The organism is Bacteroides propionicifaciens DSM 19291 = JCM 14649 (assembly GCF_000375405.1).
Taxonomy (GTDB): Bacteria; Bacteroidota; Bacteroidia; order Bacteroidales; family Bacteroidaceae; genus Bacteroides_E; species Bacteroides_E propionicifaciens.
Window position 1 is genome coordinate 98,013 of record NZ_AQWS01000002.1, and the last position, 15,459, is coordinate 113,471.

12 protein-coding genes are annotated in these 15,459 nt (G+C 38.8%); 5 read left to right on the forward strand and 7 right to left on the reverse strand.

The genetic code is table 11. From position 1 onward, the window contains the following. Positions 1-6 precede the first annotated feature (6 nt). Genes B091_RS0101110 through B091_RS0101120 form a run of 3 tightly spaced genes read right to left on the reverse strand, consistent with a single transcriptional unit; the run spans position 7 to position 4,493 of the window. Complete coding sequence (locus B091_RS0101110; RefSeq protein ID WP_018108160.1) at positions 7-2,139, reverse strand: S9 family peptidase; 2,133 nt, start codon at positions 2,137-2,139, stop codon at positions 7-9. 36 nt (positions 2,140-2,175) lie between these two features. After that, a complete protein-coding gene (locus B091_RS0101115; RefSeq protein WP_018108161.1) occupies positions 2,176-3,573 on the reverse strand; it encodes a THUMP domain-containing class I SAM-dependent RNA methyltransferase in 1,398 nt (465 codons plus the stop codon). Between the two features lie 26 nt (positions 3,574-3,599). After that, positions 3,600-4,493 (reverse strand): serine O-acetyltransferase, encoded by an 894-nt coding sequence (locus B091_RS0101120; protein ID WP_018108162.1) that lies wholly within the window; start codon positions 4,491-4,493, stop codon positions 3,600-3,602. Between the two features lie 144 nt (positions 4,494-4,637). On the opposite strand from B091_RS0101120, the gene cysK reads away from it, so the two are divergent. Further along, positions 4,638-5,585 carry a cysteine synthase A gene (gene cysK / locus B091_RS0101125; RefSeq protein WP_018108163.1) on the forward strand — a complete coding sequence of 316 codons (948 nt, stop codon included), beginning with the start codon at positions 4,638-4,640 and terminating at the stop codon, positions 5,583-5,585. 193 nt (positions 5,586-5,778) lie between these two features. On the opposite strand, the gene B091_RS0101130 is transcribed toward cysK, so the two are convergent. From B091_RS0101130 to rnr, 3 genes are all read right to left on the reverse strand, one after another. Continuing rightward, positions 5,779-7,011: a DUF2971 domain-containing protein gene (locus tag B091_RS0101130; RefSeq protein ID WP_018108164.1), complete on the reverse strand. Its 1,233-nt coding sequence runs from the start codon at positions 7,009-7,011 to the stop codon at positions 5,779-5,781. Positions 7,012-7,139: 128 nt separating this feature from the next. Beyond that, positions 7,140-7,640, reverse strand: a complete 501-nt coding sequence (locus tag B091_RS0101135) for a pyridoxamine 5'-phosphate oxidase family protein (RefSeq protein WP_018108165.1) — start codon at positions 7,638-7,640, stop codon at positions 7,140-7,142. Then, positions 7,641-9,809, reverse strand: a complete 2,169-nt coding sequence (rnr, locus tag B091_RS0101140) for a ribonuclease R (RefSeq protein WP_018108166.1) — start codon at positions 9,807-9,809, stop codon at positions 7,641-7,643. Positions 9,810-10,152: 343 nt separating this feature from the next. Here rnr and B091_RS0101145 point away from each other — a divergent pair, with 343 nt between their 5' ends. The 3 genes from B091_RS0101145 to B091_RS0101155 are packed head-to-tail and all read left to right on the forward strand — an operon-like array spanning position 10,153 to position 13,041. Then, positions 10,153-11,085, forward strand: coding sequence for a cation diffusion facilitator family transporter (locus tag B091_RS0101145; protein WP_018108167.1), 933 nt, complete (start codon positions 10,153-10,155; stop codon positions 11,083-11,085). Next, the gene (locus tag B091_RS0101150; protein ID WP_018108168.1) at positions 11,057-12,064 is read left to right on the forward strand and encodes an NAD-dependent epimerase/dehydratase family protein; all 1,008 of its coding nucleotides are present in this window, start codon (positions 11,057-11,059) and stop codon (positions 12,062-12,064) included. The genes B091_RS0101145 and B091_RS0101150 overlap by 29 nt, the downstream gene beginning before the upstream one ends. Next, positions 12,055-13,041, forward strand: a complete 987-nt coding sequence (locus tag B091_RS0101155) for a phosphatase PAP2 family protein (protein ID WP_018108169.1) — start codon at positions 12,055-12,057, stop codon at positions 13,039-13,041. The genes B091_RS0101150 and B091_RS0101155 overlap by 10 nt, the downstream gene beginning before the upstream one ends. A 106-nt stretch (positions 13,042-13,147) precedes the next feature. On the opposite strand, the gene typA is transcribed toward B091_RS0101155, so the two are convergent. After that, positions 13,148-14,947 carry a translational GTPase TypA gene (gene typA / locus B091_RS0101160; RefSeq protein ID WP_018108170.1) on the reverse strand — a complete coding sequence of 600 codons (1,800 nt, stop codon included), beginning with the start codon at positions 14,945-14,947 and terminating at the stop codon, positions 13,148-13,150. Between the two features lie 151 nt (positions 14,948-15,098). Here typA and rpsO point away from each other — a divergent pair, with 151 nt between their 5' ends. Continuing rightward, positions 15,099-15,368, forward strand: coding sequence for a 30S ribosomal protein S15 (gene rpsO, locus B091_RS0101165; RefSeq protein WP_018108171.1), 270 nt, complete (start codon positions 15,099-15,101; stop codon positions 15,366-15,368). The last annotated feature ends 91 nt before the right edge of the window (positions 15,369-15,459 follow it).

Below are 15,459 nucleotides of genomic sequence, written 5' to 3' on the forward strand. Positions count from 1 at the left end.
ATAAGTTTATAAAAAGTCTTCAAAATATCTTGTTATCTTTTCGTACAAATGTACTCTATCTCGGCCTTGCACATTATGAGCATGGTTAGGATATATAAATAAATCGGGATAAGTGCGCGCATTTATACACGCTTTAAGAAAAGAGAGTGTATGTTGAGGCACGCAAGTTGTGTCGTGATCGTCGTGAATAAGCAGCAATCTTCCCTCGAGCAGGTTAGCATAATTGGTTAGATCTGTCTTTTTGTATCCTTCGGGGTTGGTTTGCGGAGTATCCATGTAGCGCTCACCATACATAATCTCGTATAGAGCCCAATTCATTACTGCGCCTCCCGAAACACCTACCTTAAAAATCTGAGGGTAGCGTAGCATAAGTGCTGTGGTCATGTGTCCACCGAAGCTCCAACCATGTACTCCGATTCTATCTGTATCTACGTAATCTAGAGTACTTAGGAACTTGATACCTTCAACTTGGTCTTCTCCCTCTTTTATTCCGAGTTCGCGGAAAGTACAGTTCTCGAACTCCAGGCCTCGGTTTGCACTACCCCTATTGTCTAAGGTAAAAACAATATAGCCTTTGTTTGCCATGTATATGTCCCAGCCCCTGACACCGTAGTTCCAACCACCATTTATCATTTGAGCATGAGGCCCACCATAAACATAAACGATTACTGGGTATTTCTTGTCTTTGTCTAATTTACTTGGAGTAACCAATCGATAATACAGGTCTGTTTGTCCATCAGCGGCTTTGATTGTACCTACTTGGATATGGGGTTGTTTATATTCTTTATAGGGGTCTTCAGCTTTGAGTAAGTTGATTCTAGTCTCTTTATCAATATTGACTATATCAACAACTCGAGGTAAGTTTGGTGAGCTGTAACTATCTATAAGGTAAGTTCCTGAGCCGCTAAGTAGGGGGCTATGAACTCCTTCAAGGTTGTCAATTTCACGCAATTTACCTGAGTTAACCGACAGAGCTAAAATATTACTCTGTAGAGGAGATTGTTTTGTAGCTGTAAGGATAATTTCTTTTCTAGAAGGGTTAAAACCTACTAGCTCTTGCACTAACCAATGTCCACTTGTAAGTTGTTTAATGATTTCCCCTTGGGCATTCATCAGGTAGAGATGATTAAAGCCATCTCTTTGACTTTGGAGTACGAATTGGTTTGAATTCCAAGGTAAGAATACAATGGGGGTTTGAGGTTCTACGTAGTAGGGGTGTGATTCTTCGTATAAAACCATCTCAAGTTCTCCACTTGCACTGTTATAGCGGCAAAGCTTTGATTGATTTTGATCTCTGTTTACCTCAATCAGATAAATTGACTTGTCGTCAGGTGACCAGCTGATATTTGTAAAGAATCGATTGGTCGGATCTCCTGTATTTAAGTAAACTGTCTTTTGGTTTGCTGGGTTGTATATACCAACTTTAACCTTATGACTTTCCATGCCTGCCATAGGGTAGCGTACATTTTCAAGTGAGGCTACTCTGCTTGTAATATCTACAAGGGGATATTGACTCACCATGGTCTCGTCTTTGAGGTAAAAAGCGAGTAAGTCGCCTTTCGAACTCCAAAACGTACCCTTTCGAATTCCAAACTCACTGCGGTGTACGGTTTGACCCGCAACTATTCCTTCAGGATTGTCTGTAATTTGCCTGTCGTTAACCCATAAATTATTACCTACCGTGTAGGCAAGATTTTTAGAGATAGGGTTAAAATCGTTATTTTCGGCTTCGGGTGCTGTCTTATGGAGAATGGAGGCTGTTTTAGCCTCCCAATCCACTAAAACATACTCATCTCCTTGTTCGAAGTAGAACCTATTTTGGTTTGCCCAAGGAAGTTGAGCTTGATAAAACGTTGTAAGCTCAGAAACGCCTTGCTGACTAAGAATTTGATTGACCTCGGTGCGTGTCAGTAAGACCTTCTCTTTACCGTTCTTAGTGTTTATTAGTTTAAGGTTATCCATCTCTTTTTGCACACATTGATCCCCCCACCAGCTTAATCCATACCTGTTTTCGGGGAAAATATAACTGTTTCCACCTGGCATAAGATGCTCTAGGGTGAGGTCTTTTAATGTGTCTTGAGCAAAAAGTGTATTACTTAAAAAAAATAGACTTAATAGTAAGTAAAGTTTGTGTCTCATGTTCTTCTTAGTTAGCAAAGTGCTTAGGGCTTTTATTTAATTTTCAGTAGCTGAGTTTTCGGAAGCCTCCGTTCCTTCTTCTAGTCTTTTTTGATACTCAACTTTTCTTTCGTAGTGTTGTTTATAGCGCTCTCTATCTGAAGATCCTGTTGAGGAGTCTGCTGAAGGTTTACGCTCAAACTTTGGAGCATCTCCCTCTTTTACACGCACAATGGTTTTGGGAGTTCTTACACGTGGTTTTGAAGAGTCTCTTGGTTTGTCTTTTCTATGCTCACTAGGGTTTTCTGCTTTGAAAACCTTCATTTTGCCATCAAAAATCTCATACTTTCTAATTTCACACTCAAGTGGGCCGTTGAATAGAGGTAGTTTTAAGCTCGGTCTTAAACCGATTTTCACAAAGCACTCTTCTCTATACGATAGAATCCAAGCCGTATTGCCTAAAAAAGCATGTTTAAGTCTCTCACCAATTACTTCGTATAAACCAAGAATATCGTCTGTAGAGATACGCTCACCATACGGTGGGTTGGTAATCATCAGTGTTGGCTCAGTTGGTTGCTCTAAACGCTGAATAGGTTTGAGTGCCAACTCAATGTCTTTTGATACACCTGCAGCTTTGATGTTGCGACTCGCAATTTCAATAGCATTGGGGTTATTATCGTTTGCATAAATTTTATGGTTGAACTCTCTCTCTTGGCTGTCGTCATTATAAACCTCTTCAAAAAGCTCTTTATCAAAGTCAACCCATCTTTCGAAGGCAAACTCTTTTCTGAAAAGCCCAGGAGCGATGTTTCTTGCAATAAGAGCCGCTTCAATAGGAATAGTACCAGATCCACACATGGGGTCGATAAAGTCGGTTTCACCTTTCCATCCTGCTTGTAGAATCATACCTGCTGCAAGAACCTCGTTCAGAGGGGCCTCAACAGCTTCTTGGCGGTAACCGCGACGGTGTAACGATTCACCCGATGAGTCTAACGATAGCGTGCATCGCGTCTCAGCAATATGGATGTTAAGCGAAATGTCAGGTCTGTGAATACGTACCGATGGTCGTTTTCCTGTTTTATCTCTAAAATAGTCAACAATAGCATCTTTAACCTTATAAGAAACGAACATAGAGTGTCTAAACTCGTTGCTAAAGACAACTGAGTCAATAGCAAATGTGTTATTCACATCCATGTAGTCTTCCCAAACTATGTTTTTGATGGCATCATATACCTCATCAGCATTTTTTGCGGTAAATTCTTTGATGGGCTTAAGTATACGAGTAGCAGTTCGCAGACAAAAGTTGGCTCGGTACATCATCTCTTTATCACCAGAGAATGATACCATACGGCGACCAATCTGTACATCACTAGCCCCTAGTACTGTTAACTCTTCTGCTAAAACCTCTTCCAATCCTTGGAATGTTTTAGCAATCATTGCATAGTTTTTATTCATTAAAATATATAATATTAATCTTTGTTTTAAACTTTTCGCTGTACTATTCTTGAATTTGATTCTACATCTTCAGTAACCCAAATATTACCACCAATGACAGCTCCCTTACCTATACGGATTCTTCCGAGTATCGTTGCATTGGAATATATGATGACATCGTCTTCGATGATGGGATGTCTTAAGATGCCTTTAATGGGTTGGTTGTTTTCGTCTAAAGGAAAACTCTTGGCTCCAAGGGTTACCCCTTGATATAGTTTTACGTTGTTTCCAATAATGGTTGTAGCTCCAATAACAACACCAGTACCGTGATCAATGGTAAAGAAACCACCAATTTGCGCGCCAGGATGAATGTCTATTCCTGTTTCGCTATGTGCCATTTCGGTTATCATACGTGGAATCAAAGGTGCTCCAAGTAGTAGTAGTTCGTGTGCTATTCGGTAATTGCTAATAGCTCGTATCGCTGGGTAACAACAAATAACTTCTCCAACACTTTGCGCAGCAGGATCACTTATATAAGCTGCTTTTACATCGGTTGCAAGCGTATGACGCATTTCGGGAAGTTTCGTAATAAAAGAAATAGCCTTTTGGGCTGCTTCTTGACGTTTTACCTCTCTGCAATCTTGATCATTGTGTCTGCGAGTGAAGCATAAGCCTGCAAATATCTGGTCGGTAAGAAGTTCTAGCAGACTTTCTACATTAACTCCAATGTGATATTTGATGGTTCTACTGTTTATACTTGAATTTCCGAAATACCCAGGAAATAAGATTGTTCGACATAGTTCAATAATCGTATTGAGCTCTTTAGCGGAAGGGAGTAGTTCTCCATCTCTTTGCTCATGAAACAGCTCTTGATAAGAATTGCTATTTGATAACTGGTCTACGACCTGAGTAAGACAGAGTGTATGGTCTAAAGGGTTCATTTGAATACGCTTAAAATGAAGTGATATAGTCTGCAAAGATAGTTATAAAAGTGCGAATAAAAAACATAAAAAAGGCTATACAAAAGTGTTAATCAAAATCTTTATTTTATATTTAGAAATACATACACTTAAAAAATAGATGTTATGAGTAAAATTTCAAGTAAACTAACAGATTTGATCGGCTCAACTCCATTGCTAGAGCTGACTAACTATAATGCTGCCAAGGGGCTTAAAGCGAAAGTGATTGCTAAATTAGAATATTTCAATCCAGCAGGTAGTGTTAAAGATCGTATTGCCCTAGCTATGGTAGAAGATGCCGAAGCCAAGGGAACGCTTAAAAAGTCAGGAACTATTATTGAACCTACTAGTGGTAATACCGGTGTAGGGTTGGCGCTTGTAGCTGCATCAAAAGGCTATAGACTAATTCTTACCATGCCCGAGACCATGAGTGTAGAGCGTAGAAACTTATTAAAAGCTCTGGGTGCTGAATTGCATCTGACTCCTGGAGCCGATGGAATGAAGGGTGCTATAGCTAAGGCTATGGCTCTTCAAACAGAAATTGAAGGTTCGGTAGTTTTGCAACAGTTTGAAAATCCGGCTAACCCTGAAGTTCACAAACGCACTACTGGTCCTGAAATATGGAGTGCTACCGATGGTAAGGTTGACATGTTTGTTGCTGGTGTTGGTACTGGTGGTACAGTTAGTGGAGTAGGTTCTGCACTAAAAGCTAAAAACCCATCGATTAAGATTATAGCTGTTGAACCCGCAAGCTCTCCTGTACTTTCGGGCGGCAAGCCAGGCCCTCACAAAATTCAAGGTATTGGTGCAGGTTTTGTGCCCAAAAACTACGATGCTAGTGTTGTTGACGAGGTAGTTCAGATTGAAAACGATGAGGCTATTCGCGTAGGACGTGAGTTGTCAACCAAAGAAGGACTACTTGTAGGAATCTCTTCTGGGGCTGCTGTTGCTGCTGCAACTAAGTTGGCTCAACGCCCTGAGAATGCAGGTAAAAACATTGTAGTGCTTCTACCTGACACGGGCGAACGCTATCTATCGACAGATTTGTATGCTTTTGACTCTTATCCATTATAATGACTAGTTCATAAGTTAAGAGCTTTGTCTGTGACATTTTGACTTAAGGCACTATCTAACTTTTTTAAGAACGACTTGAGTAAGTTTATTACTCAAGTCGTTCTTCTGTATAATAGTAAATTGAGTTTTAAAAGCTAAAGTCCTTTATTTTATAGCTGTTCTTCAGAACAAGGGCTTAAGTTACCGCTTTAACCTACTCCCTAAATTTATCATGCTCGCTAATATTTATCACGCTAATACCAAATTTTCTATTTGTCATATCTACTAGTAAGGGATAATTTACACTAAAATTGGGTAACTTTGCTCCAATTATTAGCCAACTTAATTTAATATCTATCTCCTTAATCTCCTGATTACTTATGTTGAAATCTTTGTATGGGCTTAACAGATTGCCATACTTTGCCCATTTTAAATCTTCTTCAGTGCAGCGATAAGATAACCTATACTCGTCTTCGTATTTAAACCCGTCACTTTTAGCATAATACTTAAAGTTGTCAAAATCTTTAAAATAAAGACTGATGCCTTCTTTCTTTAGATTGTCAACACATCTCTTTAATTTTTGATAACCCTCTGATCTTGTGTTTACGTAATGAATCTTTTTTACTTTGTTTTTAGGTACAATAAAGCTTAAACATACACCTCTACCTGAGTCTCCATACAGTCGCCACATTAAAGCACTATCATGTTGGTCAGTAAAAGAAGTAATTAATATTCTGCTGTTTTCAACAGTTTTTAAATACTTCTCATCTTTACCCTCACCATCATAAATATTCGTAATTCCGTCATCTAAGAAAAATGATTCACTTTCGTCATTCATAGCTACTATAGAGTTCATCCTAAAGCTATTATTGTTTAGCATGCTATAATACGTGTCCAATGACATGTATTTATAAAGATATAAAGTGTTTTTATCCTCTTGGCCACTGGTTTCTCCTCCATCAATCAATAATAATGATAAATCCCCCAAAATGATATAGCGTTTATTAAGAGTGTCAAATTTTATTTCAAGATTACTTATAGATTCCTTTTGAAATTGGTCTTTAATTTTGGTTACCTCATCGCTGTTAGAGATTGGTAATACTCTATTTAACTCATCATCTAACATAATAGATTTCCCATTATTATGTCCACATGTAAGAAATTCATCAACATTTACTGATATGTTACCTATATGATACCATTTGGAGTAGTTGAATAGTTCAATAGTAATGCTGCCTCTTATTTGTCTTCGTCCATCTGGAGTAAAAACATTTGATATATAAAATCCAAAACGTACAAACTCTTTATTTTCGTACTTAACAATTATGTCATTATCATATTCCGTTTTATAAAATGGTTCGCAGCTAAATTTTTCTTTCTCCCAGTCTATTAACTCCAAATGTTTTTTTATTATTCCTATAACGTTCTCAAAAGTATATTTCATCATGTGCATTTCTATAATAATCACTGTATTCTAATCTCAAGCGGCACTTATTTATTGAAAAATTATGTATTAACTGTGTCAGCTGGACTAATGCTATACTAAGGTTCTAATTTAATAATAAGAGGAGGTAATTATTTACCTCCTCTTATTATTTGTGGTCCAGCGTGTGGTACTCCAAAAGACTTTCCTGTAGCCTTTTCAATGGGGACCTCCCAGATAAGTACATTCTCAACTGCTGGTTTTGAATAGTTGAAGCTTTTGTCTTTGACATACTGCTTCATTATGATGTTTAAAATCTCTACTTTCTTATCGAAATCGTCGACAAACCCTACCTTTCCCTTGCAAACAATACTTTCGGCCTTCATTCTATAACTGCAAGCCACATCGGGGTGTTGATAGACCAACTCACCATCACTACAAAAAGTGATGCAGATCCGATTGTCATTTTTGACCTTATCTACCAAATTGCCTGTTGGAGCTGAATGCAGGTATATTATGTTTTTGTAATAGCCAAAGTTCATGGGGATTACATAGGGGGAACCATCGGAGTCTATCAGACCTACATAGCAAACTGAGCAGGTTTTGATAACCGACTCAATTTGCTCTAGATCAGTGAGAACCTCAGTTTTCATCTATTTTTTGCTTTTAGGCGACTCGTCTACCAAGGTGAAGTCTAACTGTTTCTTTTCTAGATTTGCTCTAGCAACTTGGATTCGTATGGGGTCGCCTAGTGAGAAAACCTTATGTGTGCGTCGCCCAATCAAGCGGTAGTTCTTTTCGTCGAACTCGTAGTAGTCGTCGTCAAGGTCGCGTACAGGAATCATTCCTTCGCATTTGTTCTCGTTAAGCTCTACGTAAAGCCCCCATTCAGTAACACCCGAAACGACACCCTCAAACTCCTGCCCAAGTTTGTCTGCCATAAATTCAACCTGTTTGTATTTGATTGAAGCTCGTTCAGCATTCGAAGCGATAAGTTCCATTTGAGAACTGTGGTCACATAACTCTTCATACTTTTCTTCAGATGCACTTGGTGCATTCTCTTCCAAGTAGGCTGTAACCAAACGATGTACCATCATATCTGGGTAACGGCGGATAGGAGAGGTGAAGTGCGTATAGTAGTCGAACGAAAGACCGTAGTGCCCAATATTATGTGTTGAGTATCTCGCTTTTTGCATTGCTCTGATTGATACCGTCTCAATTAAATTAGCCTCTTTCTTACCTTGAACCTCCGTTAGTAAAGCATTAATAGACTTTGATACGGTGTCTTTATTGCCACTAGTTCTAATCTTGTAACCAAAACGAGCAATAAATTGAGCTAGTGTGTCTAGTTTTTCAGGGTCGGGTAGGTCGTGAATACGGTAAGGAAGAACTTTCGCCTTTTTGCTATGTCCCACTTTGCCTATTTTTTCGGCAACCGTACGGTTGGCCAGTAGCATAAACTCTTCAATTAGCTTATTGGCTTCTTTTGACTCTTTAAAGAATACTCCAATGGGTTTACCCGTTGCATCAATGTCGAAGCGAACTTCTACACGATCAAAGTTTAGAGCACCGTCAGCAAAGCGAGCAGCTCTTAGTTTGCCTGCAAGTTCGTTAAGCATTAAGATTTCGGTAGCATACTCGCCTTGTTTTGTCTCAATAACCTCTTGAGCCTCTTCATAAGCAAATCGTCTATCCGATTTAATTATGGTATGTACAATTCTAGAATGAAGAACTTCACCCTGCTCGTTCATCTCAAAGATAGCCGAGTAGGCTAGTTTTTCCTCATCAGGACGTAGCGAGCAAATGAAATTACAAAGTCGTTCGGGAAGCATCGGGATGGTTCTGTCGACCAAGTAGATTGATGTTGCTCTTTTTTGAGCCTCTCTATCTATAATGTCATCAGGTCTTACATAATGAGTCACATCTGCAATATGTACTCCAATTTCCCAGTTTTTATTCTCTAATTGGCGGATAGAGAGTGCATCGTCAAAGTCTTTTGCGTCTTTGGGGTCGATGGTGAAAGTCGTAATCTTTCTAAAATCTTCTCTTTTAGCAATCTCTTCGGCTGTGATATCGGTAGGGATGCTGTTAGCATACTCTTCGACCTCTTTGGGATATACATAAGGTAGGCCAAACTCAGCTAAGATGGCATGCATCTCTGTGTTATTGTCTCCTGCTTTACCCAAAATGTCGATTACCTCACCAATAGGGTTCTTTGCTTTGTCTGGCCACTCAGTAACCTTAACAACCGCTTTATCTCCCGATTTTCCACCTTTAAGTTTCTCGGTAGGGATAAATATATCGTTGGATAATGTTCTGTTTTCTGTAACTAAAAAGGCATACGATTTTGAAACCTCAAGCGTACCAACAAAAGTGTCGTTAGCGCGTTCCAAAATCTCTACTACTTCGCCTTCAGGGTCTTGATTCTTGCGTTTGGCAAAAAATGCAATTTTAACCTTGTCGTTGTTCATTGCATGGCCCGAGTTGAACTCCGAGATAAGAATAGGATCTCCACCTTCATCGGGGATGAAAGAGTTCTTTCCGTTACTTTTACGTCTGAAAGTACCCGTCATCTCTGTACCTCGGTGGTTGAGTGTGTACTTGCCTTTGGCCGATTCGAATACGTAATCATCACTAATCATTGCACCCAAGATATCTTTACATAGCATTTTAGCTGGGTGAGTCTTTAGGCTCAGCTCAGTACATATTTGCTTGAAAGTTAGTTTTTCTTTGGTGTTTCTTTCGAGCAACTTAATCAGACGTTCTGATAAATCCCGTTTCGAAATTGTCTTTTTAGCTTTTGGAAATTTTTTCTTACCCATATATTTTAGTTCGATCTTTTAAATCTTGTTTTCTTAGTTAATCACAACAAAGTAAGCAAATAAAATAGTTTCACCATTTATAATGAAAGAATAATTTGATGACCTGTTGTTGTAAGTCGCCTAGTTAAAGCTACAGTGCTGTTTTTAGACATTATTTAAAAGGACTTACTCGCCTGAAGCAAACGAGTTAGTCGTTTGGGTAGTGCGAATAAGTCTGAGCTTAAAATAGTATCGGTCGCTTATTATAGGCTAGCATAGGGCTGTAAATCATAAAAAACCTAATTAAGTTTACAAAACTTATGTTTATATTGTAACATAATCTCCCTTAATCTGTTTTATTAGTATGAAATCCAGAGTTACTTCTCGAGAAAGAGGAATATATAAGGTGACCCTCCAAGGGAGTGTTGTCAATGTACTGCTGACACTTTTTAAGCTTGCAGCAGGAATTTTTGGTCGTAGCTCTGCTATGATAGCCGATGCTGTGCACTCACTCTCGGACTTGATAACCGATTTGATTGTGCTTGTTTTTGTACGGATATCCAGTAAGCCCGAAGACGATAACCACGACTACGGCCATGGTAAGTACGAGACGCTTGCCACCTTACTTATAAGTGTTTTCCTTTTTATAGTCGGTGTGGGGATTTTTTGTAACGGATCAATTGATATATATCGCTCACTAGTTCTCAAAGATGTTTTACCCTCTCCTAAACTCATAGCTTTCGTTGCAGCCGTAGTTTCAATTATTGCAAAAGAATTGTTGTTTCGTTATACCTATGCTGAAGGCAAACGAATGAATTCGCAGGCTGTTATGGCTAATGCATGGCACCATCGGAGTGATGCTCTGTCTTCTGTAGGTGCTGCTGTAGGTATTGGTGGGGCTATTTTGCTGGGTCACTCATGGAGCATACTCGACCCCTTGGTAGCAGTATTGATGAGCTTCTGGATTATTTATGAAGGATTTAAATTGCTAAAATCTTCTTTAAATGAGCTTTTAGAGCGTTCTTTGCCTACCGAAACAGCGAAGGAAATTATTGCTATTATTGAGTCGGTTGAACCAATCAAGGGTTTTGATGAACTACGTACCCGTAGAATAGGCAATTATTATGCAATATCCTTCCTTATATATATAGATCAGAATACCACCGTTAAGGTGGCTCATCAATATACGGATGAACTTGAAGACAGACTCAGAAAGTCATTTGGACAGAACACATACATAAGCATTCATATAGAACCTTTTTTAGAACATGACAAAAATATTAATCACCGGAGCTAGTGGTTTTATCGGTAGTTTTATCGTTGAGGAAGCCCTATCCCAAGGCTATAAGACCTATGCTGGAGTGCGTAGAAGCAGTAGCCGACGTTATCTTCAAGATGAGCGAATTAACTTTTTAGAGATTGACTTTTCTAGCAAGCAGTCCATAGTTGAGGCTTTATCCAATTTTAAACGTGATAACGGCAGTTTTGATTATATCATTCACTGTGCAGGGGTAACTAAATGCATCAATAAAGAGGAGTTTATTGAGGTCAACTACCTCCAAACCAAGAATTTTGTAGACTCACTATCAGAGCTCGAAATGGTTCCTAAGCAATTTATTTATATTAGTACATTGAGTGTCTTTGGACCAATTTACGAACAGACCTATCAGCCCATTGCCGAATCTGACCAACGCCAACCCAATACGGCATATGGACTTAGTAAGCTAAAATCTGAGCAATACCTTGAGCAGATGCCGGATTTCCCTTATGTGATTTTTCGACCTACTGGGGTTTATGGCCCGCGTGAAGGCGATTACTTCTTGATGATAAAGTCTATTAAAGGTCATGTTGACTTTTCGGTTGGTTATAAACGTCAAGACATAACCTTTGTCTATGTGAAGGATTTGGTTCAAGCCATCTTTTTGGCTATCGACAAAAAGGTTAATCGCAGAGCCTATTTTGTGTCTGATGGCCAGGTGTATAGTAGTCGATCTTTCTCCGACTTAATACAGCATGAGTTAGGCGATCCTTTTGTTATTCATATAAAAAGTCCACTTTTCGTATTAAAAGTAATATCTTTGTGCGCTGAATTTTTATCGGGTTTGATGAAGAAGACAAGTACTCTAAACTCAGATAAATACAAAATTATGAAACAAAGAAACTGGCAATGTGATATCTCTCCAACTGTCGAAGAGCTGGGTTACGTGCCCAAATACAAACTTGATAGGGGAGTGAAAGAGGCTGTTTCTTGGTATAAAGATGAAAAATGGATATAGCGCTGACAAAAAAAGTTCTTCTTAATAAACGATTACTTGGTGTTGAAAAGATCTCTTTGATCTATAGTTTTTTAACTGCGATCTTAATTGTTTGCCTTTACCCTCGTATGGATCATCCCATGCAAATGCTCGTTGAACGATTGGCTATAGTGGGGATTACCTTAGCTCTTGTATTTATTGGTTCGTGGTGGCCTTCCAAGTTTACGACACTTGTTCGGGTGGCTTTTCAGATGAGTTTACTATCTTATTGGTACCCTGATACTTATGAATTCAATCGTCTATTCGATAACTTAGACCATGTTTTTGCTTCTTGGGAACAGAGCTTGATTGGCTTTCAGCCTGCTATTACATTTAGGGTTAATTTCTCTGATATTTCTTGGAGTGAGGCCTTTAACCTGGGTTATTTTGCCTATTACCCCATGATAGGCTTAGTTGTATTTATGTATTTCTTTAAACGATTTCAGGAATTTACTAAAGTGGCTTATATCCTTGTAGGGGCTTTCTTTCTTTATTATTTTATCTATATCTTCTTGCCAGTGGTAGGGCCTCAGTATTATTTCCCTGCAATCGGTTTTGATAATGTATTGAATGGTGTATTCCCCGCAGTTGGTGATTATTTCGACCATAGCCAAGAATTATTGCCCAATACGGGTTGTGATCAAGGGATATTTTATGAGTTGGTGGAGTCTTCTCAGGCAGCAGGAGAGCGTCCAACAGCAGCATTCCCCAGCTCTCATGTGGGGATATCGACCATTATTATGATTTTGATTTGGAGAATAAGCAGAACCACATTTGGTGCATTATTTCCTTTTTATGTGCTGCTTTGTGGAGCAACGGTTTATATCCAAGCCCACTACCTGATAGATGTGTTTGCGGGATGGGTTACAGCATTTCCTATTTATGGAGTTGTTTTGTGGTCGTATAATAAATGGTTTAAACAATCTGAAAGCAAGCTTATGGCATTCTCTTCAAAATAAAGAGACTCACTAAGAGAATCCTCTTGTTGAGTTTTAAAATAAAAAGCCGTGTCTTGACCTGATAGTCTCGACACGGCTTTCTTATATATTGCGATGTAAGGAGTTCTTATTTCTTATTTGATCTCTTACGTTCTGATTCGTCTAGTATAATCTTACGCATACGCATATGGTTAGGTGTAACCTCTACGTATTCATCTTCTTTGATGTATTCTAGTGCTTCCTCTAATGAGAATTGTACTGGAGGTGTAAGACTTGCTTTATCATCCGATCCTGAAGCACGCATATTGGTAAGCTTCTTAGATTTAGTTACGTTGATAACGAGGTCTTTGTCGTGAATATGCTCACCAACAACTTGTCCTACATAAACGTCGTCTTGTGGGAAGATAAAGAATTTACCACGATCTTGTAGTTTATCAATTGCATAAGCAAATGCTGTTCCACCCTCCATAGCAATCATTGAGCCGTTAGAACGTCTTTCGATTGGGCCTTTGAAAGGTTGGTATTCTTTGAAACGGTGAGCCATGATTGCTTCACCAGCAGAAGCTGTAAGTACGTTAGTACGTAGACCAATGATACCACGTGATGGCATATCGAACTGAAGGTTGATACGTTCACCAGTGTTTTCCATTTGAGTCATTTCGCCTTTTCTACGCGTTACCATATCAATGATACGGCTAGAATACTCTTCGGGTACATTGATTGTAAGTTCTTCAATTGGCTCATGTTTTTTGTCGTCAATTTCCTTGAAGATAACCTGAGGCTGTCCTACTTGTAGCTCATAACCTTCACGGCGCATAGTTTCAATCAAAACTGAAAGGTGGAGTACACCACGACCAGATACGATCCACTTACCATCTTCGTCACTTTTGGCTACGCGAAGTGCTAAGTTCTTATCAAGCTCTTTCATCAAACGATCGTGAATATGTCTTGAGGTTACAAATTTACCATCACGACCAAAGAATGGTGAGTCATTGATAGCAAATAGCATGCTCATAGTTGGTTCGTCAATCTTGATTGGTATTAGTGCTTCTGGATTTTCGTAATCACAAACAGTATCACCAATTTCGAAACCGTCAATACCGACAACTGCACAAATATCTCCCGAAGAAACTTCTTTTGTTTTAATACGGCCTAGGCCTTCGAAAACGTGTAGTTCTTTAATCTTGGTCTTCACAAACTCACCATCGCGTTTAGCAAGTGTGATGTTCATACCTTCTCTAAGTGTACCTCTATGGACGCGACCAATAGCAATACGACCTGTGTATGAAGAGTAGTCTAGTGAAGTGATAAGCATCTGAGGAGTTCCCTCAAGTATTTCTGGTGCAGGAATAGTCTCAATAATGCAATCAAGTAGTGGTTCGATGGTTTCGGTTGGAGTTTTCCAGTCGGTGTTCATCCAGCCATTTTTGGCAGAGCCGTAAAGGGTTGGGAAGCTCAACTGGTCTTCTGTAGCATCAAGATTAAACATTAGGTCAAAGACCATTTCGTTTACCTCGTCTGGGCGACAGTTTTGCTTGTCCACTTTGTTGATAACAACAATTGGTTTCAGTCCTATTTCAAGTGCTTTCTGCAATACAAAGCGAGTTTGTGGCATCGGACCTTCAAAAGCGTCAGCGAGTAGGATACAGCCATCGGCCATATTAAGAACACGCTCTACTTCACCTCCAAAGTCACTGTGACCAGGAGTATCAATAACATTGATTTTTGTACCTTTGTAGTTGATAGATACGTTTTTTGAAAGAATGGTTATTCCGCGTTCACGCTCGAGATCATTATTGTCTAGAATTAATTCTCCACTAGACTGATTATCTCTAAAAAGCTGACCCGCAGATAACATACGATCCACTAATGTGGTTTTTCCATGATCGACATGGGCAATAATTGCAATATTTCTAATATTCTGCATATAATACCTATAATTTGTTGCAAAGATACAAAAAGCGATCTGATAAATGGGGGTAATGTTTTGAATATATTCTGATAATCATGCTAATATATTAAAAACTATGTCTATCTTTGCAAGCTCATAGAATAGTTATATAAAAACGCTAAAAATTATGTATTTAGACGCAACTAAAAAACAAGAAATCTTTGCCGAACACGGAAAGTCTAACACTGATACTGGCTCAGCTGAGGCCCAGATAGCTTTGTTTTCGTACCGTATTTCGCACTTAACTGAGCACATGAAGCTCAACAGAAAAGATTATAGCACAGAAAGAGCATTAACAAGATTAGTAGGTAAACGTCGTGGTTTACTTGATTATCTTAAAGATAACGAGATCGAAAGATACCGTAATATCATTAAAGCTCTTAAACTTAGACGATAATTCATCTAAGCTTGTTAAGAAAATTAAAAAGCTCCTTCATCGAAGGAGCTTTTTTAATTATACAGCATTAAATTGGCTGACATTAAAGAAT

Excerpts from the sequence above, each read along its gene's own strand:
- B091_RS0101110 (WP_018108160.1), bottom strand. The coding sequence starts at position 2,139 with ATGAGACACAAACTTTACTTACTATTAAGTCTATTTTTTTTAAGTAAT.
- B091_RS0101115 (WP_018108161.1), bottom strand. The coding sequence starts at position 3,573 with ATGAATAAAAACTATGCAATGATTGCTAAAACATTCCAAGGATTGGAA.
- B091_RS0101120 (WP_018108162.1), bottom strand. The coding sequence starts at position 4,493 with ATGAACCCTTTAGACCATACACTCTGTCTTACTCAGGTCGTAGACCAG.
- cysK (WP_018108163.1), top strand. The coding sequence starts at position 4,638 with ATGAGTAAAATTTCAAGTAAACTAACAGATTTGATCGGCTCAACTCCA.
- B091_RS0101130 (WP_018108164.1), bottom strand. The coding sequence starts at position 7,011 with ATGATGAAATATACTTTTGAGAACGTTATAGGAATAATAAAAAAACAT.
- B091_RS0101135 (WP_018108165.1), bottom strand. The coding sequence starts at position 7,640 with ATGAAAACTGAGGTTCTCACTGATCTAGAGCAAATTGAGTCGGTTATC.
- rnr (WP_018108166.1), bottom strand. The coding sequence starts at position 9,809 with ATGGGTAAGAAAAAATTTCCAAAAGCTAAAAAGACAATTTCGAAACGG.
- B091_RS0101145 (WP_018108167.1), top strand. The coding sequence starts at position 10,153 with ATGAAATCCAGAGTTACTTCTCGAGAAAGAGGAATATATAAGGTGACC.
- B091_RS0101150 (WP_018108168.1), top strand. The coding sequence starts at position 11,057 with ATGACAAAAATATTAATCACCGGAGCTAGTGGTTTTATCGGTAGTTTT.
- B091_RS0101155 (WP_018108169.1), top strand. The coding sequence starts at position 12,055 with ATGGATATAGCGCTGACAAAAAAAGTTCTTCTTAATAAACGATTACTT.
- typA (WP_018108170.1), bottom strand. The coding sequence starts at position 14,947 with ATGCAGAATATTAGAAATATTGCAATTATTGCCCATGTCGATCATGGA.
- rpsO (WP_018108171.1), top strand. The coding sequence starts at position 15,099 with ATGTATTTAGACGCAACTAAAAAACAAGAAATCTTTGCCGAACACGGA.